This window comes from Tatumella sp. JGM118 (assembly GCF_018257515.1).
Lineage (GTDB): Bacteria > Pseudomonadota > Gammaproteobacteria > Enterobacterales > Enterobacteriaceae > Tatumella > Tatumella terrea.
Genome location: NZ_JAERJR010000007.1, coordinates 101,093 through 125,139 on the forward strand (window position 1 = coordinate 101,093; position 24,047 = coordinate 125,139).

The 24,047-nt window shown below is 52.6% G+C and carries 22 protein-coding genes; 8 read left to right on the forward strand and 14 right to left on the reverse strand.

Annotation, left to right across the window (positions count from 1 at the left end; translation table 11 throughout):
• Positions 1-36 precede the first annotated feature (36 nt).
• On the forward strand, positions 37-231 hold the full coding sequence (locus JK223_RS09205; protein WP_212713886.1) for a hypothetical protein: 195 nt from the start codon (positions 37-39) through the stop codon (positions 229-231).
• An 18-nt stretch (positions 232-249) separates the two neighbouring features.
• Here JK223_RS09205 and JK223_RS09210 read toward each other — a convergent pair whose 3' ends face one another.
• Both JK223_RS09210 and mntR read right to left on the reverse strand, forming a co-directional pair.
• Positions 250-648 carry an H-NS family nucleoid-associated regulatory protein gene (locus JK223_RS09210; RefSeq protein ID WP_212713887.1) on the reverse strand — a complete coding sequence of 133 codons (399 nt, stop codon included), beginning with the start codon at positions 646-648 and terminating at the stop codon, positions 250-252.
• 648 nt (positions 649-1,296) lie between these two features.
• A complete protein-coding gene (gene mntR / locus JK223_RS09215) occupies positions 1,297-1,764 on the reverse strand; it encodes a manganese-binding transcriptional regulator MntR (protein ID WP_212713888.1) in 468 nt (155 codons plus the stop codon).
• Positions 1,765-1,985: 221 nt separating this feature from the next.
• Between mntR and JK223_RS09220 the strand changes: the two genes are divergently transcribed.
• Positions 1,986-2,195, forward strand: a complete 210-nt coding sequence (locus tag JK223_RS09220; RefSeq protein ID WP_212713889.1) for a hypothetical protein — start codon at positions 1,986-1,988, stop codon at positions 2,193-2,195.
• 479 nt (positions 2,196-2,674) lie between these two features.
• On the opposite strand, the gene ompX is transcribed toward JK223_RS09220, so the two are convergent.
• On the reverse strand, positions 2,675-3,187 hold the full coding sequence (gene ompX / locus JK223_RS09225) for an outer membrane protein OmpX (protein WP_212713890.1): 513 nt from the start codon (positions 3,185-3,187) through the stop codon (positions 2,675-2,677).
• 376 nt (positions 3,188-3,563) lie between these two features.
• On the opposite strand from ompX, the gene rhtA reads away from it, so the two are divergent.
• Both rhtA and dps read left to right on the forward strand, forming a co-directional pair.
• Positions 3,564-4,472, forward strand: a complete 909-nt coding sequence (gene rhtA, locus JK223_RS09230) for a threonine/homoserine exporter RhtA (protein WP_212713891.1) — start codon at positions 3,564-3,566, stop codon at positions 4,470-4,472.
• Positions 4,473-4,619: 147 nt separating this feature from the next.
• The gene (gene dps, locus JK223_RS09235; protein ID WP_212713892.1) at positions 4,620-5,123 is read left to right on the forward strand and encodes a DNA starvation/stationary phase protection protein Dps; all 504 of its coding nucleotides are present in this window, start codon (positions 4,620-4,622) and stop codon (positions 5,121-5,123) included.
• A 49-nt stretch (positions 5,124-5,172) separates the two neighbouring features.
• Here dps and rlmF read toward each other — a convergent pair whose 3' ends face one another.
• From rlmF to dinG, 3 genes are all read right to left on the reverse strand, one after another.
• Entirely contained in the window at positions 5,173-6,108 is a 936-nt protein-coding gene (rlmF, locus tag JK223_RS09240) for a 23S rRNA (adenine(1618)-N(6))-methyltransferase RlmF (RefSeq protein WP_212713893.1), read from the reverse strand.
• Between the two features lie 77 nt (positions 6,109-6,185).
• Positions 6,186-7,154, reverse strand: coding sequence for a DNA-binding protein YbiB (gene ybiB, locus JK223_RS09245; RefSeq protein ID WP_212713894.1), 969 nt, complete (start codon positions 7,152-7,154; stop codon positions 6,186-6,188).
• 45 nt (positions 7,155-7,199) lie between these two features.
• Positions 7,200-9,410: an ATP-dependent DNA helicase DinG gene (gene dinG / locus JK223_RS09250; RefSeq protein ID WP_212713895.1), complete on the reverse strand. Its 2,211-nt coding sequence runs from the start codon at positions 9,408-9,410 to the stop codon at positions 7,200-7,202.
• A 195-nt stretch (positions 9,411-9,605) separates the two neighbouring features.
• Between dinG and JK223_RS09255 the strand changes: the two genes are divergently transcribed.
• The gene (locus tag JK223_RS09255; RefSeq protein WP_212713896.1) at positions 9,606-10,373 is read left to right on the forward strand and encodes a MerR family transcriptional regulator; all 768 of its coding nucleotides are present in this window, start codon (positions 9,606-9,608) and stop codon (positions 10,371-10,373) included.
• Positions 10,374-10,435: 62 nt separating this feature from the next.
• Positions 10,436-10,540 (forward strand): protein YohO, encoded by a 105-nt coding sequence (locus tag JK223_RS09260; RefSeq protein ID WP_025902904.1) that lies wholly within the window; start codon positions 10,436-10,438, stop codon positions 10,538-10,540.
• 29 nt (positions 10,541-10,569) lie between these two features.
• On the opposite strand, the gene idi is transcribed toward JK223_RS09260, so the two are convergent.
• The 5 genes from idi to pbpG form a co-directional block, all read right to left on the reverse strand.
• Positions 10,570-11,118, reverse strand: coding sequence for an isopentenyl-diphosphate Delta-isomerase (idi, locus tag JK223_RS09265; protein ID WP_212713897.1), 549 nt, complete (start codon positions 11,116-11,118; stop codon positions 10,570-10,572).
• Positions 11,119-11,176: 58 nt separating this feature from the next.
• Positions 11,177-12,049: an oxygenase MpaB family protein gene (locus JK223_RS09270; RefSeq protein WP_212713898.1), complete on the reverse strand. Its 873-nt coding sequence runs from the start codon at positions 12,047-12,049 to the stop codon at positions 11,177-11,179.
• 57 nt (positions 12,050-12,106) lie between these two features.
• The gene (gene bglX / locus JK223_RS09275; RefSeq protein ID WP_212713899.1) at positions 12,107-14,401 is read right to left on the reverse strand and encodes a beta-glucosidase BglX; all 2,295 of its coding nucleotides are present in this window, start codon (positions 14,399-14,401) and stop codon (positions 12,107-12,109) included.
• Between the two features lie 152 nt (positions 14,402-14,553).
• Complete coding sequence (locus JK223_RS09280) at positions 14,554-16,977, reverse strand: DUF3772 domain-containing protein (protein ID WP_212713900.1); 2,424 nt, start codon at positions 16,975-16,977, stop codon at positions 14,554-14,556.
• Positions 16,978-17,117: 140 nt separating this feature from the next.
• Positions 17,118-18,026, reverse strand: a complete 909-nt coding sequence (gene pbpG, locus JK223_RS09285) for a D-alanyl-D-alanine endopeptidase (RefSeq protein ID WP_212713901.1) — start codon at positions 18,024-18,026, stop codon at positions 17,118-17,120.
• Positions 18,027-18,291: 265 nt separating this feature from the next.
• Here pbpG and JK223_RS09290 point away from each other — a divergent pair, with 265 nt between their 5' ends.
• A complete protein-coding gene (locus tag JK223_RS09290) occupies positions 18,292-18,867 on the forward strand; it encodes a DedA family protein (RefSeq protein WP_212713941.1) in 576 nt (191 codons plus the stop codon).
• A 161-nt stretch (positions 18,868-19,028) separates the two neighbouring features.
• Positions 19,029-20,090 carry a L,D-transpeptidase family protein gene (locus JK223_RS09295; RefSeq protein ID WP_212713902.1) on the forward strand — a complete coding sequence of 354 codons (1,062 nt, stop codon included), beginning with the start codon at positions 19,029-19,031 and terminating at the stop codon, positions 20,088-20,090.
• A 289-nt stretch (positions 20,091-20,379) separates the two neighbouring features.
• On the opposite strand, the gene JK223_RS09300 is transcribed toward JK223_RS09295, so the two are convergent.
• The 3 genes from JK223_RS09300 to rhlE form a co-directional block, all read right to left on the reverse strand.
• Positions 20,380-21,570: an MFS transporter gene (locus JK223_RS09300; protein ID WP_212713903.1), complete on the reverse strand. Its 1,191-nt coding sequence runs from the start codon at positions 21,568-21,570 to the stop codon at positions 20,380-20,382.
• Between the two features lie 87 nt (positions 21,571-21,657).
• A complete protein-coding gene (gene dusC, locus JK223_RS09305) occupies positions 21,658-22,605 on the reverse strand; it encodes a tRNA dihydrouridine(16) synthase DusC (RefSeq protein WP_212713904.1) in 948 nt (315 codons plus the stop codon).
• A 5-nt stretch (positions 22,606-22,610) separates the two neighbouring features.
• The gene (gene rhlE, locus JK223_RS09310; RefSeq protein WP_212713905.1) at positions 22,611-23,942 is read right to left on the reverse strand and encodes an ATP-dependent RNA helicase RhlE; all 1,332 of its coding nucleotides are present in this window, start codon (positions 23,940-23,942) and stop codon (positions 22,611-22,613) included.
• Positions 23,943-24,047: the final 105 nt, after the last annotated feature.

A 24,047-nucleotide genomic window follows, 5' to 3' on the forward strand; every position in this document is an offset into this window, starting at 1 on the left:
ATAGCCTTATCAATGAATCAAACTCAGGAAAAAAATATGCCAGCAGCCACAATGGCTGGCATAGCGTGGTGGAACCTGTTGCAAGCCCGGCAATTAAAGCATCCTTGTATGACCTGTACGCTGGACAGGTCCCTTACCTGTGGTGCCGGGGCGGCTAATTTATATAGCCTGGTAGATTACTCGTTAAAAGCAAAAAAGCCAGTAACAATACGTCACTGGCTCTCCCACTAACAAGGAGTTTAAAGCGGATTAGATGAGGAAGTCATCCAGGCTTTTGCCTTCGTCCAGTGCTTTTTTGATAGCTGCAGGTGTACGGCCCTGACCGGTCCAGGATTTAGTTTCACCATTTTCATCGGTGTATTTATATTTCGCCGGACGTGGTGCACGTTTCACACGTTTCTTGCTGACATCAGCAGCACCGATTAATTCGTTAGGATCGATACCGTCTGCCAGCAGCATTTCACGGTACTTAGTGAGTTTTTCTTCTTTCTCACGATTCATCGCTTGTTCAGCTTCAATTTCTTCGCGGCGTTCATTAACTACGACAGTCAGTTTTTCCAGAACTTCTTCCAGATCACTCAATGCCAGGTCACGTGCCTGAGCGCGCAGAGTACGAATGTTGTTGAGAACTTTAAATGCATCACTCATCATATTTTCCTTGCTTAACCGGGTACAATTAACAGTGTCGCTGAGATTACCTAATCTAAATAAAAAAATAAATAGCCTGGTCCTGATTATATAATATTAATGCTTAATTTAGCATTATCGGTTACACCTTGAATAAAAATTAACGACAACTTAACAGTGGGATGATTTATCCGTGAACACCCGCCGATGGCAAAGTAACTTCCGAAAGCCCATCCCCGTGAGGAAACTTCCGGAAAAGATAATCGTGACCTCCGGATGCGTTTAATTACTTAAATCTTCTTTTCTAATCAACTTATGACAGTATAAAAAAAACGGGATTATAATTAGCACTCTCAGTGAATAATCTGATTTTGCAGGTAATCGTTTGCAATACCGAAGGATTAACGCTATCAGTCACGATTCTGCACGATTAAATTATTCCCCCACCAGTGACAGTGATATTCCCGGTAAAGGCGGAAGACTTACGGTGGTTACAACATAACCTGTAACGCGTAATTATCGGTAAATCAGAGAGGTATAATCAACTGCAGTAAACGGTCAGAAGAAAATAATGGGAAACATTGTTTCCCCCCGGCCTCCATTCTGTAATAAACCGGGGCTGCCCGCCCGCCCCGGCAGACTCACAGAGGCAGGATCCTGATATCTGATTCAGATATTGCGGGTCGATGACTGATAAAAAGCTCTGAATATCTCCAGCGTTTCATCACTGACATGATGCTCAATACCTTCGGCATCCCGGTGTGCTATTTCGGCACTGATGCCCAGAGAAAGCAAAAAGTTTTCTACAATATGGTGACGCTCCCGGCTTTGTTCCGCCAGGCTTTCACCTTCCGCCGTCAGAAAAACGCCGCGGTAAGGCACCTGTTCTACCAGACCGGTACTGGCCAGCTTCTTCAGCATCTTGGCAACCGTCGGCTGCGATACCCCCAGTCTGGCAGCCATATCCACCTGGCGGGCCTCGCCAAATTCATGGATCAGATCTGAGATTAATTCAACATAATCATCGATCAGTTCACGGCGATGAGCCTCTCTGACCTGCCGGAACCCTTCAACATGTTCTTCGACATCTTTAATAGGCCCCGGCCGGGAAACCGTATTTTTCGCTCGATGATTCATTCAACTTCCTCTTTATGACCCAGGCAATCACTGAATAGATGCCGGTAATCTGCTGCACATTGTAAACCAGCTGAGAAGAAGCTCAAATTTTTCCTGAATAGCCATGGCTAAATCATATAGCCAATGCTATACCTGTCAGTAAGAATAACGTATTGATACGTTCTGACTGATACCGGTCTTCTTCCCGATACACCGGGTTTGTTTCCGCAAGGGGGTTATATATGAAATGCACAACGCACTGCACAGGTTGTCAGCGTCATCTGAAGACCAGCGTCGATGGGTTCAGTAAAACGGCTCTGCTTGCATGCTTACTGCGCCATTCTCCCTTCCGGTTGCGGTTGATGCTGGCAGAGCTTCTGCTGGAGCGTCTGACCCGCCGCACGACAACGATTAAGCCTGCGGTGATTTTTTCCTGCCATTTACACGACTAATTGATTCTGAGATAACGCCCCCCACGGCCCTCACTCCCCCCTGTCACAGGCAGGGGTTCTGTACTGTTCATCAGCGGCTTATGAAGAGTCATTCAGTCAAACCGGCCCGCGCCATGGACGGGCTGTCGAACAGGCAGTGTCCTTACGTAAAAACCGGGTCCGCTAACGGTTCCCTGGTTCAGGAGTCAGTTAAAACGACACAATAGTCCGGCCTGCATCATCTGCTACCGGGATACGGTGTTGTCCCTGACAGAGTAAAAGAGACGCCAGGCAATGGCCGGATGCGGCCCGGAGCATACTGATGTATAAGGTGCGGAAGAGACACCGGTTATTTTCCCGCGGGACAAAATAAAACGACGGTATTTCTGCGGCAGGAACGGCGGCCGACAGAGAACAACGGGGGGTTAACCGCTTGAGCCTAAAAAAAAAACGGCCCTGTCGGGCCGTTTTTTGATGTACACAGGATGTGTCGGGCGAGATTAGAAGCTGTAACCTACGCCTGCAATCCAGGTACCGACGTCAACGCTACGGATACGGCTCTGCTCGTAACCAACATCAACGGCGAAGTTATCGATTGGGTTGAACTGCAGACCTGCACCGTAAGCAACACCAACATCGCTGGTATCTTGTTTATGGTATTGAGTCTGGTCATTCAGCTGGTATTTGCCGTAGCCGATACCAACAACACCGTAGATGCTAGCCCAGTCGTTCAGACGGTAAGCAGGACCACCGGTGAAGCCATAGTACTGGCCTTTCTGGTAGTCGTCACCTACAGTACGGTTTTTCGCAGTGTAAGTGAAAGATCCGATCCAACCCAGTGGGTTAGAGCTATCTTCGTAACGGTATTTCAGGTTGAAACCGTTAGCTTTGTTCAGAACACCCTGGTAATCGCTCTGTGCGTAACCACCAGTAATTGTGCTTTGTGCCATTGCTGAACCAGCAGATACTGCCAGAACGCAAGCCAGTGCTGAAAGACATGCAATTTTTTTCATAATCACCTCAAATGTGAAACGACTTCTTATTTCCTGACAACGACGAAAATATAGCAAAAAATAGTGGGAAACTCTGCCCTGATTTTATTGTCTAACAGATCGTTTCGTGTAACAGAAAGTTACCAGTCATCTATAATCCTATGATTTTAAGCTGTTTTGAGGCTGTAACAGCCCCGTAATTATTTTGTGCTTTTTTAGATCTTTAGGGATATTCCTAAACTTATCGCACAGATTTTCAGGCTAACCCTTCAGAAACGCTTAAAAAACAAACGAAAATCATAGCATTTTATTCAGACATCAGTGTGCGTTTATCCTTAATTCAGATAAACTGCCGCGCAGTATCACCTTCCGTTATTTTCATACAGGATTTCTCCCGATGTCCCCGCTCGACAATAAAAAGAATAATAGCCTGCTTTTCCCGATCGCCCTGTTATTAATTGCCATGATGTCACTACAGGGGGCCGCCTCGCTGGCAAAACATCTGTTTCCGATAGCCGGTGCGCCAGGGGTGGCTGCACTCCGGTTAGGGCTGTCGACGATAATGCTATGGATAATCTTTAAGCCCTGGCGTCTGCGTTTCAAAAAAGAGCAGCGTCGCCCGCTGGTCTTTTATGGCCTGGCGCTTGGCGGGATGAATATGTTGTTTTATCTGGCATTACGCACCATCCCGCTAGGGGTCGGGGTGGCGCTGGAGTTTCTGGGGCCACTGACCCTTGCGCTGGCTAATTCCCGGCGGCCGACCGATTTTTTCTGGATAGTTATCGCCGTCACCGGGTTAGGTTTTTTGCTGCCGCTGGAACACGGGATTTCAGATATCGACCCTTTAGGGGCCTTACTGGCGATTTGTGCCGGGGCCTGCTGGGCGATTTATATCGTCTTCGGCCGGAAAGCCGGTATCGAACACGGTGCAGCCACCGTGGCGGCGGGGTCTCTGATTGCTTCAGTTATCTATGTCCCGGCGGGGCTGACCTTTGCGGCCAGTGGCTTATGGCACTGGGAAATCATCCCGCTGGCCCTGCTGCTGGCACTGCTTTCTAATGCTATCCCCTATTCTCTGGAAATGATGGCCCTGACCCGCCTGCCCGCCAGACTCTTTGGTACGCTGATGAGTCTTGAGCCGGTCGTTGCGGCCATGTCAGGACTGATTTTCCTCGGGGAAACATTGAACCTGCCACAATGGCTGGGGTTATCTGCCATTATCATCGCCTCTGCGGGGTCGACGTTAACCATGCAACCGCCGAAGAATCGACTGCGACGGGTGCGGGTCAAACCGGCGAAATCCTGACGACCGCCCTCTCCTCTCTTATTCGCCATTGTTCAGAACGATAACAGCGATTGGTTACGCCACCGTGCAAAGTCATCAGCAGTTGCTATACTTATTCGCACATTCAATATCGAACTGGCAACATCGACTAAGAGAGGAAATCATATTATGAGTACCGCAAAACTGGTCAAAACTGAGGCTTCTGATCTGATTTACACCCGCAATGATGTCAGCGATAAAGACAAACTGGCGACCATCAGCATCCTGAACCGCGTAGTGATTGAGCTCATTGATCTGTCTCTGATCACCAAACAAGCACACTGGAATATGCGTGGCGCAAACTTTATTGGCGTTCATGAAATGCTGGATGGTTTCCGTACCACCATTACTGATCACCAGGACATTGTTGCAGAACGTGTTGTGCAATTAGGGGGCATCGCTCTGGGCACGCCACAGGTTGTGGCCGATAAAACCCCACTGAAAAGCTATCCGCTGAATGCACATAGCGTACAGGAACACCTGCATGCACTGGCAGAGCGTTATGCGCTGGTCGCGAATGATGTGCGTAAAGCCATCACCGAAGTGCCGGATGAAGATACTGCTGACATCTTCACTGCTGCCTCCCGCGACCTGGATAAATTCCTGTGGTTTATCGAATCAAACATCGAATAATTGAGTAACAGTCGCGGATATCGCTCTTGCTGAGTGATATCCGCAAGCCTCAGGCGGGACGGTGACGTAAGCGCTTCGCCCGCTTTTCAGGGGTCAGATAGCTCCATGCCAGCAGACGGCTCTGCTTCTGCCCCTGTCCCATCTCAATAACCCGCAAATCTTCCACCCCGGCATCCCGTAATAACCCGCTCAGCGGCTTGATGTTTTCCTGCTTTGAGACCAGCGTACTGAACCAGACAACCTGAGACGAGAATTGCTGACTCTCACGGATCATATTGCCGATAAAGCCCCGCTCTCCGCCCTCACACCACAGTTCATGGTGCTGTCCGGCAAAGTTAAGCCCTTTTTCTTTATCTATCCCAAGGTTTTTCAGTTTACGCTCGCTCCCCTGCAACGATTCTTCCGCCGAACGATGAAACGGAGGATTACAGAGGGTCAGATGGAAGAAATCGTTTTTATGGATAATGCCACCGAATATCCTGCCCGCATTTTTTTGATGCCGCAGGCGGATAAGGCGCTGTAACCCGGGGTTGGCCGCAATGAGACTGTTGGCGGAACGTAATGATTGCGGATTAATTTCCGAACCGGTAAAGCGCCATCCGTATTCCGCTGCCCCAATCAGCGGGTAAATGCAGTTCGCTCCGCACCCGATATCTAAAACATCGGCGCTGGCCGGCAGCGTGCCCTGCAGATCGGCGGCTAATAAATCTGCCAGAAAATGCAGGTAATCTGCTCTTCCGGGCACCGGCGGGCAGAGAAAACCTTCCGGCAATTGCCAGTTGATGTCGTAATACTGCTTCAGCAACGCCTGATTCAGCGCTTTGACCGCCTCAGGCTCGGCAAAATTAACTGAGGTTGTTCCCGCCGGTGTCGTTGTCAGCCACGGAGTCAGCTGCGGGTTGAGTTCGCACAACAGAGGTAAATCATATTTTCCCTGATAGCGGTTGCGGGGATGCAGCGTCGTCTTTTTATTTTTTTTAATCATACCGTTTCATCATTTATTGCGTGACTTAGTAAGCTCAGGCGAAAACTGCCATCGCATGACCGGAAATCTCCGGGGGATCAGTATCCGCAGGCCCGGAGCCTGGCCAGCCCTTCCTCCACACCGGCACATTGTCCACTGATCACCAGACAGCAGGCCACCTGTAATCGCAGAGGTTGCGGGACAGGGAGCTCCCCGGCCAGCACTGCCGAGATCCAGCGGGCAGTATCTGCGGCCGATTTAGACAATGGCAGAGAAACACTGGCTTCAGGCTGACGTTCACTCAGCAATTCCGGTAGCGGATGGCGGCCATCCACTGAATACAGTGCCGGTCCGCGTTGCGGGTTAGCATAAACCTCCCCCTCGCAACCATTGAGTAATAAGGCCGGCGCGTCTGACTGATGAAAAAATGTCGCTACTTTCGCGATATATTCCGGATGCGAGACGGCAGAAATACGCAGTCCCTCTGCCGGGGCAAAAGGTGTCGCCAGTTTTGCCAGTGTATGAGCACTGTTACGTAATCCCAGCTGCCAGCGCAGTGCCAGCTGACCGGCCAGGGCCGGACACCAGCCGTCGATGGTCATAAAAGCAATATTGCCCTGGTCGAGTAATGATTGTGCCTCTTCGGGACTTCCCGCCGGAAAAATACCCAGCTCAGCAAAAACGGCTTCGCTGGTGACACGGGTCGGATCGTGACTGATACCATGCACAAACACCGGAAAACCGGCTTTTTCGAGTAATAAGGCCAGCAGCGGTGTCAGATTTCCCTGACGCCGGGCACCGTTATAACTCGGCAGGACGACCGGTATCGGCCGGTTTTTCGGTGGCTTCAGCCGGGGCAACTTCTCCTGCAAGGCGCGGTAAAATCCGCGCATCTCTTCCTCACTTTCGCCTTTGATCCTCAGTGCAATTAATACGGCACCCAGGACCAGCGGATCCAGCTGATCATTCAGCATTGCCTGATAGAGCTGATAGGCGGTTGACTCATCCAGATCGCGGGCGTGATTTTTACCCCGCCCGATTTCTTTAACTATACGGGTGATATCCATCCTGTTTTCCTGCCTGTGATCACTGAAGGTCATGGTCTGTAAAATTTAACGCTTTGGGCGACGGGTAACCGCTTTCTTACGCGGTGCCGCGGAGAGTTTTCCGCGACGGTTGACAGTCTGCTCCGATTCCGGGGGCGGAATTTCCGGTCGTTCAATAGCAAAAACCGGTAAGGCTGCCAGTAAGCGGCTCCCATAGGCTTTGGTCAATAATCGCCGGTCATAAATAACCACCTCGCCGAAGCATTGATGGCTACGGATAAGCCTGCCCACCTGCTGTATCAGAGTGAAGGACGCGCCTGGCAGACTCTGGATTTCGAACGGATAACGCTGCTGACTTTTCAGCCATTCGCCTTCGGTCAGGATCACCGGACTATCGATGGGCGGAAACGCTATCTTATGAATATGTACCTGGGTCAGCAGTTCCCCCTTTAAATCAAGTCCTTCAGAAAAAGACTGCAACCCGACCAGCACACTTTGCTGACCTTCGCTGACCCGTTGCCGATGCAGTGCGATCAGACGGGAACGGGGCTGATCCCCCTGCACCAGCAGCATCAGCCGTAAATCGGTCACATGGGCCAGGAACTGCTGCATGGCCCGGCCACTGGAAAACAGCACCAGGCTGCCGGTATGCTTTTTCTCTTTGACCTGCTGACGGAAATAACGCGCCATTTCAGCGATGTGCAACGCTTCCTCTGCCAGTCGCGGCTCATACTGCATTTCAGGGATCACTAATTTTCCCTGACTGAGATGATTAAACGGAGAGTCGAGGGTAACAAAGCGGTCCCCGGCCGACTCTTTCAGACCGGACATTTCGCTGAAACGGCGAAAGCTGTTCAGTGAGCGTAATGTTGCAGAGGTCACGATAACATGGGGGACTTTACGCCATAACAGTTTTTCAAGTTGCTCACTGACCCGGATACCGGCGCAATGGAAAAAAAGATGACATTTTTCTTCCAGCCATTCTGCCGTCAGCCATTTTGATACCGGTGCCCCGGACAACTGGTTCAGCCCCGCCAGCCACCATAATTTACTCAGCGATTCAAACCAGCCCTGAAAACGGTTCAGCTGTAATAACCCCCGATGGATCCTGACTATATCCTGTTTGCCGGTCATTTCACCGAGGGCATTGATCAGATATTCACATAACCCGCGCAGCCCGTCACAGAGTTTAAATAATTGCTGACAGCGTGCGGTCGCTTCTTCCGGTAATTCCCCCAGAATAAAGCGGTGTTCTGCCTTCCCCTGCGATACCTCCGATAATAGCGGCATAAATTCTTCCGCCATTTCCTGCATTAACTGCCGGACCCCGCCACAGTGCTCTTCCAGTCTTCCGGGGCTTGCCAGCGGCGGCGGCGATTTAAAGGTAAACCAGCTGCGCAGGGTACCGATAAATTTAATAAACAGATCCAGCTGCAGCGCACTGCCGGCGGGTGAAATATCACTGCTCATTTCCAGTGCATCCCGCGCGACTTCTGGCAGATGATGTCCTTCATCGACCACCAGCAACATCTCTTTCGCCGGGGGCAGAACCGCATCACTTTCCAGTGCCGCCATCACCAGGGCATGGTTGGCGACGACCACTTCTGCCTGCTCTATTTCCCTGCGGGCCAGGAAGAACGGGCACTCTTTATACCACTGGCAATGGTGAGCCAGACAACTGTTTTTATCGGTCGACAGCCGTAACCATAACGAATCATCGATCTGTTCATCACAATGGTCTCTGAGTCCGTCCCACGCTCCGGATTTCAGGGAGCTTTCCAGCCGGCTACAGACCTTCTGTTCCCGTTGCTGCTGTTCACCGGAAATGGCTGGCCGGGTCCCCGCTGACTCTTCCAGATAGAGGAATAAATCTCCCTGCGTGTCCGGTTCAGCCGTGGTGAATGCCAGGTTGCGCGGACAGACATACCGGCGTCGCCCGAAGGCCGCCGTAAACGTCAGGTCCGGAATAAACTTTTTTAACAGCGGCAGATCTTTATCAAAGATCTGATCCTGCAGGGCGACGTTAGCCGTACTGATCACCAGCTTCTTTTCTGCTGATCGGGCAACCGCGATCCCCGGGATCAGATAAGAGAGAGTCTTACCGACACCGGTCGGCGCTTCAATCACCAGATGACGATCGTCTTCCCCCGCCAGCGTTTTTGCCACTTCAGCAATCATCTGACGTTGTGGCAGACGGGGGATAAAATCGGCGACCTGTGTCTGTAGCAATTTATACCATTCACCGATTTGTAATTTTAATGCGGGTGTCAGAACCATAACGACCATCTGCCAGAAGAATCAGCCTGTATTTTTACACAGTATGGCGCCTGACGGCAGTCCTGAGAGTAAATTTGCCCGCAATTCACTGTGTCGTCCGGTGCGATTGTTCTGCCGGGGATGGACGCAATAGTTTTTTTCATCGCGCATGTTAGATTATAATAGTTACCGGATCTGTGTCAGGATAACTACGATATGTCCCAGTCTGAGTATTACACAATCGGTGATATTTCAAGAGATTGTGCCATTAACCCGGTCACCTTACGCGCCTGGCAGCGGCGCTATGGCCTGATTACGCCGCACCGGACGCCCGGTGGCCACCGTCTCTACAGCGAAGCGGACCGGCAGAAAATACTGGAAATTAAACGCTGGATTGAAAGCGGATTACCGCCCGCCAAAGTAAAAGCATTACTGGAGGGAGAAGCTACCGAGACCTGCAGTGAGTGGGCATTACGTCAGGATGAACTGCTGTCTGTACTGCGGAATAATCACCCGGCACGCTTGCGTCAGTGGATTTATTCTCTCGGGAAAGATAACCCGGCGGGCGTACTGATAGACCAGGTGTTTCTTCCGGTCCGTCAGAGGCTGATGCTGAACCAGCATACGGCCGCCTATATGAGCAGTTTACTGGATGGTGTTCTGATCGATTATGTCAGTTTTTCGCTGGCAGCCACGCGTAAACGTGCCGGTGAAGATGCCCTGCTTATCGGCTGGTCTAACCGTGACCGCCTCCGTCTGTGGCTCGAAAGCTGGCGTTTAACAGAACAAAACTGGCGGGTGACGGTGCTGGCTGAACCACTCAAGCTGACTGACCCGCAACTGTTACCCCGTATGCAGATCTTTTTATGGACCGATAATCCACTCACCCGGGGACAGCAAAATCTGCTGGCAGAATGGCAGGAGAGTGGTTATAAGATTGAAGCACTTCACGGGTCAGCGTCTTCCTCTGCCGCGTTACGGTAAAGAGTGCAGACCGATCATCCTGGCCCGGGAGTCTCTTTTTCTGTTAACGGAGTAGCACGGACATGAACTGGCAAAAAATCGGCATTACCTTTCTTTTCCTGCTGCTGGCTGTCGGGGGCATGGGCGGCCTGATGCTGGTAGGCTATACCATTATTCTCAGGTCCTGACCCCCGTAAGTTCCGGGCCTGCCCCGTCTTCAGGAGTCACAAGGCGGGTCCGCAGCCATGAAGGTGGGGTGATGGGCAATCGCCTCTGACAACGTATAAATAAACCAGGGGGTAAAGCGCTCAGGACTGGCGGCCATTTCCCGTTGCAGCGCCTTCACGTTGCTGTATCGCCACGCATCAGCCTCTTCAATATTCAGTACCGGCGGCTCGTCAGTGATACCGAAAAAAATATGCCCGTATTCATGTTCCGTCAGACCATTGTGTAACGGCATGTTGTAGCTAATCTCGAACACCGGGTGCAGAGAGAGGCTCAGCCCCATTTCTTCACGTAAACGCCGTTCTGCCGCCTGCTGCGTCCCTTCGCCAGGAAAAGGATGACCGCAGCAGGTATTGCTCCACAACCCTCCGCAATGGTATTTACTGGCCGCCCGACGCTGGAGCAGAAACTCTCCTTTGCGGTTAAAGACATAGACGGTCACCGCGCGATGCAATAATCCTTTTTCATGCACTTCCAGTTTTTCCATTTTTCCTGTCGGAGTATCGTTTTTATCGACAAGAATAACTTCGATCGCTGACATAAGAATTCCTTAAAAAATCTTTAATGATTATACACTGCTGTCAGCATGCAGTGAATCATCATCCCTCAGCCGATAACGCTGCCCTGCGTATCGCTTTAGCGCGTGCCCCGTCGGTCACTGCCCAGCGCAACAGCGCCGCCACCCCCTGCATACTGTAGCGTGTCATCTGTCGCCTTAAGCGGCTGGCCGGTGGCCTGCCAGGCACCGATGTCCATTCAGGCAGCAGATCGCCTCCGGCACGTAGCATAATATCCATGACCGGACGGGCTGCGACAGAGGGTGCCGGGGCCGAAAAAAGTAACCGGCTGACTTCACAGGTTCGCTCATCAATACAGAGCTGAGGCCGCATCGCCTGCAGATATTCCTCCACTTCTGTGACTGTCACCGGAATATGCGTGGCTCCCAGCGCCTGTCCGGTCAGTGCCGCTTCCCGGTAATAGCGGTCTTGTTCCTCACGGCTCAGCAACGGGTTTTTGTAGCGCAGGTGAGCGGCAAGAAAACTGTAAGTTTCGGCGACATGGACCCAGGTCAGCAACGCCGGGTCATCTGCCCGGTATTCCCGCCCCCGGGGGTCTTTCCCGGTGACATACCGATGGATTTTTTTCACTTTCTCTATCAGAGTGCAGGCATCCTGGCGGTTACCAAAACTGGTGACCGCAATAAACTGGCTGGTCCTGCGCAAGCGCCCGAACAAATCAGTCCGAAAGTCCGAATGATCCCGGACGCCGGCCAGTGCCAGCGGATGCTGCATCTGCAGAAGCAGCGCGGCTATCCCGCCACAGAGCATGGAGGGAAAGTCGCCATGAACTTCCCAGACCATACTCCCCGGGCCGAATAATCCCGGATCGCCGGGCGGCTGGCTGAGGTCAAACTCATTCAGTGACAAGCCGTTAAGACGCGACACCTGCCGGGCAATTCTGTTACGGATCATACCTCTCCTGCCGTCTCATCAGGGGAAACAGACCGCCGGCGCAGGGCCGGCGATACATTAGCGCAGGGTGAAGACTGTTTTCTGCGTTCTGACCGAATCCAGTCCTATCATCAGATTAAATTTTCCGGGTTCTGCCACATAGTGCATCTGCGGGTCCCAAAACTTAAGCTCGTCCGTGGTAATCCTGAAGCTGACACGCTGTGACTGCCCTGCATCGAGCTGTATTCTGCGGAAATCTTTTAATTCCTCGACCGGACGGCTAAGGCTGGCGACCGGATCATTCAGGTACATCTGAACCACGGTCGCTCCGGACCGTTTACCCGTGTTGGTTACCGTCACGCTGGCCTGCAGACTGCCTCCGGCACTGAAAGCCGGTGCTGAAAGTGTGACCGGAGAGACGGTAAAAGTGGTGTAGCTCAGGCCATACCCAAACGGATAGAGCGGACCATTGATCGCGTCATAATAGTGTGAAGTATATTTATCAGGATGCAGATAGTTATACGGTCGGCCGGTGGGCAGATGGTTATAATATATCGGTAATTGTCCGACAGAGCGCGGGAAGCTTACCGGTAACTTTCCGGAAGGATTCACATCGCCGAACAGCACATCAGCAATGGCATGGCCCCCTTCCGTACCACTGAACCAGGTCTCCAGAATCGCATCGGCCTGATCGGCCTGATGGCTGATATCCAGAGGCCGGCCATTCATCAGCACGATCACCAGTGGTTTCCCTGTGGCTTTTAAGGCATCCAGTAACTGGCGCTGGGCCTGCGGAATACGGATGTCACTGCGGCTGGAGGCTTCATGGGCCATCCCCTGAGATTCACCGACCGCAGCCACGACCACATCGGCTTTACGCGCCATATCGACCGCATTCTCTATCAGTTGCTGCGGGGATTGCTTATCTACCGTCACCGCAGGTTCATAGCTGTTCAGAAATTTTTGTACCTGCGGGTTGTCCGTGATATTTGAGCCTTTAGCATAGAGTAACGTCGCTTTCCCCTGCAGAGCTTCTTCCATTCCCTGACGTAAGGTCACCGATTGGCCTGCCACCCCGGCGGCTGACCAGCTCCCCATAATATCCCGCTGACTGTCTGCCAGCGGTCCGATCAGCGCAATCGTGCCCTGCTTTTTCAACGGCAGGATATCCAGCCGGTTTTTCAGCAATACCAGGGTTTCAGCGGCGACATCGCGGGCCGGACGACGATGGAGACGGTTTTCTGCATTGGTATCTGCCGGGTCATCTTTGGCCGGGCCGAGATGCCGGTAAGGGTCACTGAATAGCCCCATATCATATTTCACATTCAGAACATGGCGGGTAGCATCGTCGATCTCCGCCAGGGTGACCGCCCCGCTTTTGACCAGCCCCGGCAGGTACTGGCTGTAATATTGATCGCTCATGCTCATATCAATGCCGGACGTAATAGCAATACGGACCGCATCCTCAGGGTCACTGGCGACGCCGTGCTGAATCAGCTCTTTAATGGCACCATGGTCACTGATGGTGATGCCTTTAAATTTCCACTGCTGACGTAAGATATCTTTTAATAACCAGCCATCGGCCGTGGCGGGAACCCCGTTTATGGAGTTCAGTGCCACCATGACCCCGCCACTGCCGGCATCCAGAGCCGCTTTATAAGGAGGCAGATACTCCTGGAACATACGCTGAGGGCTCATATCGACCGAGTTATATTCCCGTCCGCCCTCGACGGCCCCATAGAGTGCAAAGTGTTTCACCGTGGTCATCAGCGAATAGCGGTCGGCGGGGCTGGTTCCCTGCATGGCGGTCACCATCGCCTGCCCCATCCGCGCAGTCAGCAGGGTATCTTCGCCAAATCCTTCCGACATCCGGCCCCAGCGGGGTTCATGGCTGACATCCACCATCGGTGCCCATGTCATGTTCAGCCCGTCATCCGCCGCCTCGTAGGCTGAAATACGGCCAACGGTTTTTACCGCATTCACATCCCAGCTGGCGGCCAGACCGAGCGGAATAGGAAATATCGTTCGCTGTCCATGCACCACATCATAAGCAAAAAATAACGGGATTTTCAGCCGGCTCAACTGCATCACCTGATCCTGCATCGCACGGATATCCGGTCGGGTAACCGTGTTAAAAATTGCCCCGACCTGCCCCTGGCGGATCATGTCACGGATGGCAGACTTCGGATTATCCGGGCCTACGCTTATCAGTCTGAGCTGACCAATTTTTTCATTGAGTGTCATTTGTGACAGGAGCCGGGTGACAAACGCATCCCGTGCCTGTTCATCCGGGACACCGGAGCCTGCGGGGCTGGCTGCCAATGCGGCAGGGATCGAAAAACTTATCGCCAGTAACGGGTAAAACCATTTCATAGTCAGGCTCTCAGAGACGGGCAGCTGTCAGGGACCGGCACAGAGTTATACTGAACCGGGATAGGGTCGGTCCTGAAAAGGATAGCATGCAGAGCGTATTACGGGGAGTGAACGGGCCCCTGAACTGCAAGCCCGATCAAAGAGATAGCCGGTTATTCCGTCGGTCCGGGGATTAACGACTCTTTCTTCTGTTCGATAACCATCGTCTGCGGAGAAGATAACGGTACATCGGAGTGGCGTAACCGCACCAGAATTTCGAACAGTAACTCACTTTTCACCGAGGATATCTGCCGTTGCGTAGCCACATTCCCGGTCACACTCAGTGAGATCCCCTGGGCGGAAAGATCTTTAAAACTGACCGACGGTGCCGGAGTTTCAAGGATACGTTCGTTATCCTGATAAACTCCCAGTAAAATGTCTTTCACTTTCACCGGATCAATATCGAGCGGGAATACCAGCGGGATGGTCACTACCCCCTCGGCATTTCCCATCGTGGCGTTACGGACATTCTGTGAGATCAGCTGTGAGTTCGGGACAATTACCGTCGATTTATCCGAGAGCTGGATTTCGGTCGCCCGGACATTGATACGACGGATATCCCCTTCATAACCGCTGATCCCCACCAGGTCGCCGACTTTTACCGGACGTTCGGTGAGCAGAATCAGACCGGAAATAAAGTTTTTAACGATCTCCTGTAAACCAAAACCGATACCGACCGACAGCGCACTGACAATCCAGGCCAGTTTATTCCACTGCACCCCCATCACCGAAAGCGCCAGCAGGATCACCAGCACATAACCGACATTGGTAAACAAGGTGATGATAGAAACCTGCATCCCCTTGTCCATTTCGGTCTTGGGCAGGAAATCCTGATCCAGCCAGCGACGGACCGCCCGCAGAACATAAATGCCGGCCACTAACGGAATCACGGCTGTGACCACCTGCGAAGGGACGATATTCAGTTTTTCCAGCCCTTTCCCGCCCCAGAATGCAATCGCTTTTTGCAGCATTTCAGTCGGAGAGGTCGAGGAGATGGTGCCATTCAATAACGCGAAGATAAGCAATAACACCAGAAAGGATTTCAGTAATGCCGATAATAATGAGGCTATCTGATATAAATAGCGCTCATCAATATCCAGTGTACTTTGCACGCGCTGGCCACATGCATTTCCGGTGGAGAATATTGCCTCGCAACTGTCTGTCGTCAGGCGGGTAAGCAGATAAAAAGAGCTGAGCAGGATCCCAATCCAAACCACCTCATAACTCAGGAAACGCCCGAAAGTCACATAACCGATCAGTAATGCCACCAGGATAGACACTCCGGCCAGGAACAGCGACAGTTCAATGACTCCGGCCAGGGTGGAACGTGTTTCGGCGGGTGTATCATCGTTCTGAATCCGGCGGCGGGTACGATTAATACGTATCACAATCATTACCGCAAACAGACCAATCACCAGCGCGGTCAGCCCGTTACCGAAGATGGTGGTACTGACACTGGTACCGACAGTGTAGTTAAACGATTCCATCGCCTGGAAAATACACACCATCAAAGCGATAAGGGTCGGAAAAGGCTTCAATGCATTCGCCACCCCATTACTGATATTCGCCAGACGCCAGGTCGGTCGCCGTGTGGACAGGAAGGCACGTCCCAGCCCTGCAATCAGGCCGCAGATAATACTCAGCTGCACCAGTCGTGACACATACTCCTGCACATCGTCACCGGCCGTTTCATTACGGGTAAACGCCAGCGCAATAAAGTTAAATGACAGTACGATGGCCAATAGTGTGGTTAAGGCGATGGCGGTTGCCAGAAAACTGCGCCTCAGACGCCCTTCAGGCATCTTATGGATGCTGACCCAGGCGAGAAATTCTTCCGCATAACGGCGTCCCGGATACATCACCAGTATTGCGGCCAGTACCCAGAAAATGGTGCCGATCCGCGCATCCGGACTCCATGAAAGCGCGGCGGTATCCAGTAATTCCTGACCGAAGCGCTCTAATTTTTCCTGGTCAAAAGAATTGCTGTCATAGAGGGGTTGCCAGAACGTTGCCGACAGGATACTGCCGGAATTAAGGGCCAGCTGTGTTCTTAGCTGGTCGCGGCGCAGGTTAAGGATCTGCGCAGACAGGTTAAGCGCACCGTTCTTCAGCGCGGTCGCCTGCTTTATCTGGTTATCCAGTGTTTTTTTCTGCTCTCCCAGTATCCGTCGTTTGCTGGTGACATCGGCGGTTTCTTTCACACCGCTGCCCGGTGCGGGAGCCGGACCCAGCACCGCCAGCTGTGCATCTATTTTCTGGCTTTGGGGCTGCAGGCTCTGGGCCAGCGTATTGGCATTGTCCGAGAGGTCCTGTGCCATATCATTCAGCTGGCTCAGGGTGACATCCGGAGTCGACCCGGAGACCTGGCCCTTAATTTTATCGAGGATCACCTGCATTTTAGCCAGTTCACGGCCCGCATCGATATGAGGAGCCGGCTCTGCCTGTGCAGAATCCGTCGTATCAGCCAGCGCAATCGCAGAAAACTGACAGGTGAACAGCAGTAACATAACGCTGAGAAGGGTCGGGAAAATACGCATAATGACCTTATACCCCGGAACGATTACGGTGAAGTTGTCAAAAATGATCAGAGAATCAGTTGTAGTGAATTATTCCGGGACATGCCATCGGAATGGTACGGAAAACACGCCGGGCAGGGTACCCGGCATGTCCGGACATGTTATAACGCTTTCTCTTTCTTATACGCCAGCGCAGACGCCGGTACCGGCGCTGATTTTCCGGTTTCCAGAAAGCTACGGATGCGGTTCGCGTCAGCAAAATGGGTATATTTTCCGAAAGCATCGAGCACCACTAATGCCACCGGCCGGCCATTAATTTCTGTGCGCATGGCCAGGCAATGCCCCGCTTCATCCGTGTAACCGGTTTTTGTTAACCGGATGTCCCATGTTTTATTATAAACCAGATGATTCGTATTACGGAAAGGCAGTGCGTACGACGGATGACTGAAGATTGCGGTATCTTCCGGGGTCCGGCTCAGTTCACCGATCAGCGGATACTTTTCGGTAGCTTTCAGTAATTTCACCAAATCTGCCGCCGTAGACACATTGTGTATCGACAGCCCGGTCGGTTCCACATAGTGAGTCTGCGTCATCCCCAGAGTGCGCGCCTTAGCGTTCATCGCCCGGATAAAGGCCTGATATCCTCCGGGATAGTGTGCCGCCAGGCTGGCCGCTGCACGGTTTTCTGACGACATCAGCGCCAGCAATATCATATTGCGGCGACTGATTTCACTGTTCAGTTTCACCCGCGAAAACACACCGCGCATTTCCGGTGTCTGGCTGATATCCACATTAATGATCTGGTCCAGCGGCTGTTTCGCATCCAGCACCACCATAACGGTCATCAGTTTGGTTAAGGAGGCGATAGGCCGGACGCGGTCCGGATGGCTGGAAAAGAGGACTTTATTGGTTTTAAGATCGAGCACCATCGCACTGCCGGACGCTATCCGGGGCTGCAGCGCGGCATTGACATCGGGAGTGCTGCGCTCAGCACTCGCAGGCAATACGGTCAGGGTCGCCGGTGAAATTAATGCAAAAATAAGTAAAGAATGGCGTAAATTTAAAGACATGTTATTAATGATACCGTGATGTTTTTTATGACTGTGCAGACACAGGCCGCCGCCCGGTATTATCGAGTGGTTAGCTGGCGGCAGCATCATACGCTGATCATCACAAAAAAACTTAAAGTAACGGAAATTTGAGGACCACGGAATTTGTAAGTAAGTCTGACAAAATTAGCCGGTTTACTGCCGCGTGATCCCGGGAACATCATCGCACCGGAACGAAATGCCGTGTAAACTTACCTTACCGTTGAACAATACAGGGACCTCAGCGTTGCATATTGATATTAACTCTTTGATTTCACACTATGGTTATCTTGCGCTACTGATAGGTTGTGTCGCGGAAGGTGAAACATTTGTTCTGCTTGGGGGCGTCGCAGCCCATAAGGGATTATTACATTTTGCCGGCGTTGTCGCGGCGGCGATGGCTGGCGGCATTATTGGTGACCAGTTACTCTACTGGCTAGGAAAGCGTTATGGCACCCGAATTATTTCCAGGTTCACAAACCATCAGGATAAAGTGGAAAAAGCCACACAGCTTATTCATCGTCATCCCAGCCTGTTTGTGATTGGTGTCCGTTTTATGTATGGCTTCCGGATCATCGGCCCCATTATTATCGGTTCCAGCCAGCTGTCTCCGCGCCGTTTTCTGATTTTTAATGTGATCGGCGCCTTTGTCTGGGCGATGTTGTTCGTCAGTCTGGGATACTTTGCCGGAAAGCTAATCGCTCCATGGCTCGATAAACTGGATAACTATCTGAAACCTTTGTTCTGGGTTGCAGGATTGGCCGTGGTGTTGTACATAGTCTGGAAAGGGATACGCTTTTTAAAACAGCGGAAACAGCAGTAACCGGGTGTTTGACGGAAGACGCTCTGCAGTAAAATGCTCCGCTATAAAATGCAGGTTCCGGAGATTCGTTTAAGCGCATATACTGTGCAGCCAGCGATTATTAACGGCCCCGTACATTACTATTAACACGCCCGCTTCAGGCACTAATATACTGAATAAATATGAAAAATAGCATTCGCGCGTTCGCATCACTCGCACTGGCTTTAGTGGCTTACAGCCACTCTGCATTTGCCGTGCTTTATCCGTTGCCCCCGGCAAACAGCAGTCTTATCGGTGAGAACCTTGAACTCACTCTGCCGCAGGACAATAAACTGCCACTGGAAGCTTTCGCCTCTCAATACCAGATGGGATTGAGTAATATGCTGGAGGCCAATCCGAAGGTAGATGTTTACCTGCCGCGCGGTGGCAGCAAACTTATCATCCCTCAGCAATTGATCCTGCCGGATGCACCGCGCGAAGGTATTGTGATCAATAGCGCCGAGATGCGTCTCTACTACTACCCGAAAGGCACGCACAGTGTCGTGGTTCTGCCTATCGGTATCGGCGAACTGGGTAAAGATACCCCGCTGAACTGGGTGACCAGTGTGCAGCATAAGCGTCCTTTCCCGACCTGGACACCGACAAAAGCAATGCATGCAGAATATGAAGCTAATGGCCAGAACCTGCCGGACGTCTTCCCTGCCGGACCGGATAACCCGATGGGTCTGTATGCGCTCTATATTGGTCGCCTGTACGCTATTCACGGCACCAATGCTAACTTCGGTATCGGTTTACGCGTGAGCCACGGTTGTGTGCGTCTGCGTGCTGACGATATCAAATGGTTGTTTGAAAATGTGCCGGTAGGTACCCGTGTGCAATTTATCGATCAGCCCGTCAAAGTCGCAGTAGAGCCTGACGGGTCGCGTTATATTGAAGTGCATAACCCGCTGTCTACCACCGAAGCGCAGTTTACCTCCAACGCGGAAGTGCCGTTAACCCTTACACCGGCCATCAGCAAAATGCTGACCGACCCGGGGATTAACCAGAATGTGTTGAATGCTGCACTGAAAGCGCGTTCCGGAATGCCGGTAAAAATTAATGGCGTCGGCAATGCGGTAAACACGACACCTCAACCGGTGGCAGAGACTTCTGAAGCACAGCCTAAAGAAGAACCGCTGACACCGAATACTCCACAGGGTGCCAATGTGATCACGGAGCAGCCTCAGGCAGCAACGGCCGGATAAATCCTCCACGCCCTGCCCTAAGTTCTGATAAAAAGCCCCGCTCTGGCGGGGCTTTTTATTGTATCCAGAAAACCCCCAGCCAGGCTGGGGGTTCCGTAAAGCTTTCAGCTTTGGGCCGTATATAAAAACCCCTTTTGATTTTTAAAACACCTTGCGGTCTGGCAACTGCAAAGGTTCAACAGGAAATCAAAAGGGGGTCCCAATGAGGGACGAAAAGAGCTTGATGCGGAGTTCCGGGGCAGACAGCAACCTGTCTCTGACGCCGCCTGTCCGGCCTGCTTAAAATGCCTCAGACCGGCTTGATGATATCCCGCCGGAGTAAGCGGATCATCAGCACTACCCCTCCGGCAACCACCAGCATTGCCGCCAGATAGACGGATCGGATCCCGGCGAAATTCATCAGCAGACCCGCCACCGGTCCGGTGATCCCCAGACCGAAATCCAGGAAGGCAGAGTAAGTTCCAAGGGCGGCCCCCTGGCTTTGAGGTTCAACCTGTTTCACCGCCTCCACGCCCAGCGCTGGAAATATCAGCGAGAAACCACAGCCGGTAAGAAAAGCGCCGATATCGGCGGTCAGTACCGAATCCGCATGCCAGAGCAGAAACAGCCCGACCCCTTCCGCCAGAAAGGAGATCAGTGAAACCTTCAGTCCCCCGAAACGGTTGATAGCATTGCCCGATACCAGCCTGATAACGGTGAATCCCAGGCTGTACAGGGTCAGCGTCACCGCGGCTCCGCCCCATCCCCGGCTACCGAAATAGAGCGTGATAAAGGTCGCAATCACCCCGAAACCAATGGTGCCGGCACTGAGTCCCAGCCCGAAAATCCACACCCGCCGGAAGACCTGGCTAAAGGGAACACGTTTAGCGACGGTCACGATAATGGCCGGCTTTTTACTGGCTAAGACAAAACCCAGCACGGCCATCAGTGCCACCAGTCCGGCAAAGCCACTGATCCCCATCCATTGATCGAGTAATACCCCCAGCGGTGCGCCAATCGCCATAGCCAGATAGGTCGCCACCCCGTTCCAGGAGATCACCCGCGCCGTATGTACCGGACCGACGAGATTCATCCCCCACAGGGTTGCTCCCGTGCTACTGAAACTTTCGCCGAACCCCAGACAAATACGCCCCGCCGCCAGCAGCAGTAAGCTCAGCATCGGACGGCCGGCAAGAATAGCCGCGATAATCGTCATCACGCCGCTCATTCCGCACAGCACCAGGCCCAGCATCACGACTTTTTTCGGCCCGATACTGTCGGCAAGGCGACCACTTTGCGGCCGGCTGATAAGGGTAGAGAAATACTGCAAACTGATAATGATACCGGCAATAAAGGAACTGTAGCCGAGGTTATGATGGACGAACCCGGGCAGTACCGCCAGGGGTAAGCCGACAGACAGATAGCAGAAGAAAGTGAAAATAACGACAGAAAGAATACGTAGGTTTAACTGAGTCCGGCCCAGCACTGCAGATTCAGCCATGATAAGTAAAACATCCGGAGATTGAGGGTGAATCCTTTAATCATAGCGTCTGATGGCGTAATACGACAACCGTAAAACGCATTGTCTTCAGCACAGACTATCGGCTGCCCGCGCGATCGCCGAGGCGATAAGCCCCGATGTCGCCAGAGGGCGGACATCACTGAAAAGTTCGCTGGCTTGCGGATACGCTTTACGGAGATAACCCAGCCACTGCTTGATGCGTGCGAGATGATATAACCCGGTATCCCCTTGCTTTTCCAGCTGACAATACTTATTCAGCAGCTGAACTACCTGCGGCCAGGCCATCGGCGGCTCATTATATTTGATGACACGGCTAAGATTCGGCACATTCAGCGCCCAGCGGCCCACCATGACATCATGACATCCGGTCACCCGGAGACATTGCATGGCACTCTGATGATCGCGGATTTCACCATTGGCGATAACGGGAATAGATAAACGCTGACGGATTTCACCTATCGCCGGCCAGTTAATGGCCTCCGCCTTATAACCGTCTTCTTTCGTCCTGCCGTGAACCACCAGTTCTGTCGCACCGGCGCTGGCAACGGCATCGGCAATTTCGAGGCATCGCGCACTCGAATCCCAGCCCAGCCTGACTTTTACCGTGACGGGTAATTCTGCGGGTACCGCCTCGCGCATGGCTTTAGCGGCCTGATAAATCACATCGGGATCTTTGAGTAAGGTAGCACCACCACCACTGCCGTTGACCATTTTGGAAGGACAACCGCAATTGAGATCCACCCCGTAAGATCCTAATTCAACCGCACGAGCCGCATTTTCGGCCAGCCAGCCGGCATGCTGCCCCAGCAACTGGATCCTGACCAGGGTGCCGGACGAGGTCCGGCTGTGATGATGCAACTCCGGGCACAGCCGGTAAAACGATTTTGCGGGTAATAACTGATCCACCACCCGGAGAAACTCCGTAATGCACAGATCATAATCATTCACTTCTGAAAGAAGTTCCCTGACTAAAGAATCAAGCACGCCCTCCATCGGCGCCAGTAATACCCGCATCGTTATCAGGTCCGTTCGGTCTTTTTCGGCCCCTGCGAACGACGTGGCGGCCGCGGGCTGCCAGTATTCATCCGGGGTTTACCGTTATCACCGCCAGGTTTGCGGGAAGACTGACCCCGGGGCCCCTGTCCGCCACCACCCGGACGACGATCACGTCCTCCCTGACGGCCATTCTGGATGGGCTCGGCTTTGATAGACGGATCCGGCTCAAAACCAGGCAGCGCCAGACGCGGGATTTCACGCTTCAGTAAACGCTCGATATCACGCAGCAGTTTATGTTCATCAACACACACCAGTGACAAGGCAGCACCGGTCGATGCCGCACGGCCGGTACGCCCGATACGGTGAACATAGTCTTCCGCCACATTCGGTAGTTCGTAGTTCACTACATGAGGCAGTTCTTCGATATCAATTCCCCTGGCCGCGATATCGGTCGCAACCAGTACACGCACTGCGCCGGTTTTAAAATCAGCCAGTGCCCGGGTACGGGCACCCTGGCTTTTATTACCGTGAATAGCTGCCGCCGTAATACCGTCTTTATTCAGCTGTTCGGCCAGATGGTTAGCCCCGTGCTTGGTACGGGTAAATACCAGCACCTGCTGCCAGTTATCACGACCAATCAGATACGAAAGCAGTTCCCGCTTACGTTTTTTATCCACAAAGTGAACCTGCTGACTGACCTGTTCAGACGCGGTATTACGACGCACCACTTCAATCAGGGACGGGCGATCCAGCAGTTTTTCGGCCAGCGCTTTGATCTCATCTGAGAAGGTGGCTGAGAACAACAGGTTCTGTCGGCGTGGCGGTAATTTAGCCAGTACCCGACGGATATCATGGATAAAGCCCATATCCAGCATCCGGTCAGCTTCATCCAGTACCAGAATTTCAACGGTAGAAATATCGACCGCATTCTGATGCATAAGATCCAGCAGACGGCCCGGGGTCGCGACCAGGATATCGACCCCGCCACGCAGTTTCATCATCTGTGGGTTAATGCTGACCCCGCCGAAGACGACCAGTGAGCGCATGTTCAGATAACGGCTGTACTCACGCACATTTTCCCCGACCTGAGCCGCCAGTTCACGGGTCGGTGTCAGGATCAGGGCGCGTACGGGACGACGTCCTTTAGCCACCGGCGGGGTGGTGGATAACCGTTGCAGCATTGGCAGGGTAAAGCCGGCGGTTTTACCGGTACCCGTCTGAGCGCTTGCCAGTAAATCCCCCCCTGCCAGCACAACAGGGATCGCCTGACGCTGAATAGGTGTAGGTTCACTGTAGCCTTGTTCGCTGACAGCACGCAGGATGTCGGCGCTAAGGCCGAGAGATTCAAAAGACATGGGAAATAGTTACTCCGGAACGCCCTGACCGTAAATTTACGGCGCAGTTTTCAGGGGGTAGTGTTATGTGACTCAGAGATGAGTCAGTGGCAAAAACTACGATGC

Bases quoted from the DNA above. Each gene is read 5' to 3' on its own strand.
- ompX (WP_212713890.1), bottom strand. From the start codon at position 3,187: ATGAAAAAAATTGCATGTCTTTCAGCACTGGCTTGCGTTCTGGCAGTA.
- pbpG (WP_212713901.1), bottom strand. From the start codon at position 18,026: ATGTCTTTAAATTTACGCCATTCTTTACTTATTTTTGCATTAATTTCA.
- JK223_RS09300 (WP_212713903.1), bottom strand. From the start codon at position 21,570: ATGGCTGAATCTGCAGTGCTGGGCCGGACTCAGTTAAACCTACGTATT.
- JK223_RS09220 (WP_212713889.1), top strand. From the start codon at position 1,986: ATGAAATGCACAACGCACTGCACAGGTTGTCAGCGTCATCTGAAGACC.
- rhlE (WP_212713905.1), bottom strand. From the start codon at position 23,942: ATGTCTTTTGAATCTCTCGGCCTTAGCGCCGACATCCTGCGTGCTGTC.
- JK223_RS09270 (WP_212713898.1), bottom strand. From the start codon at position 12,049: ATGATCCGTAACAGAATTGCCCGGCAGGTGTCGCGTCTTAACGGCTTG.
- JK223_RS09255 (WP_212713896.1), top strand. From the start codon at position 9,606: ATGTCCCAGTCTGAGTATTACACAATCGGTGATATTTCAAGAGATTGT.
- mntR (WP_212713888.1), bottom strand. From the start codon at position 1,764: ATGAATCATCGAGCGAAAAATACGGTTTCCCGGCCGGGGCCTATTAAA.
- JK223_RS09295 (WP_212713902.1), top strand. From the start codon at position 19,029: ATGAAAAATAGCATTCGCGCGTTCGCATCACTCGCACTGGCTTTAGTG.
- JK223_RS09205 (WP_212713886.1), top strand. From the start codon at position 37: ATGCCAGCAGCCACAATGGCTGGCATAGCGTGGTGGAACCTGTTGCAA.
- JK223_RS09260 (WP_025902904.1), top strand. From the start codon at position 10,436: ATGAACTGGCAAAAAATCGGCATTACCTTTCTTTTCCTGCTGCTGGCT.
- bglX (WP_212713899.1), bottom strand. From the start codon at position 14,401: ATGAAATGGTTTTACCCGTTACTGGCGATAAGTTTTTCGATCCCTGCC.
- idi (WP_212713897.1), bottom strand. From the start codon at position 11,118: ATGTCAGCGATCGAAGTTATTCTTGTCGATAAAAACGATACTCCGACA.
- rlmF (WP_212713893.1), bottom strand. From the start codon at position 6,108: ATGATTAAAAAAAATAAAAAGACGACGCTGCATCCCCGCAACCGCTAT.
- dusC (WP_212713904.1), bottom strand. From the start codon at position 22,605: ATGCGGGTATTACTGGCGCCGATGGAGGGCGTGCTTGATTCTTTAGTC.
- dps (WP_212713892.1), top strand. From the start codon at position 4,620: ATGAGTACCGCAAAACTGGTCAAAACTGAGGCTTCTGATCTGATTTAC.
- JK223_RS09280 (WP_212713900.1), bottom strand. From the start codon at position 16,977: ATGCGTATTTTCCCGACCCTTCTCAGCGTTATGTTACTGCTGTTCACC.
- rhtA (WP_212713891.1), top strand. From the start codon at position 3,564: ATGTCCCCGCTCGACAATAAAAAGAATAATAGCCTGCTTTTCCCGATC.
- JK223_RS09210 (WP_212713887.1), bottom strand. From the start codon at position 648: ATGAGTGATGCATTTAAAGTTCTCAACAACATTCGTACTCTGCGCGCT.
- ybiB (WP_212713894.1), bottom strand. From the start codon at position 7,154: ATGGATATCACCCGTATAGTTAAAGAAATCGGGCGGGGTAAAAATCAC.
- dinG (WP_212713895.1), bottom strand. From the start codon at position 9,410: ATGGTTCTGACACCCGCATTAAAATTACAAATCGGTGAATGGTATAAA.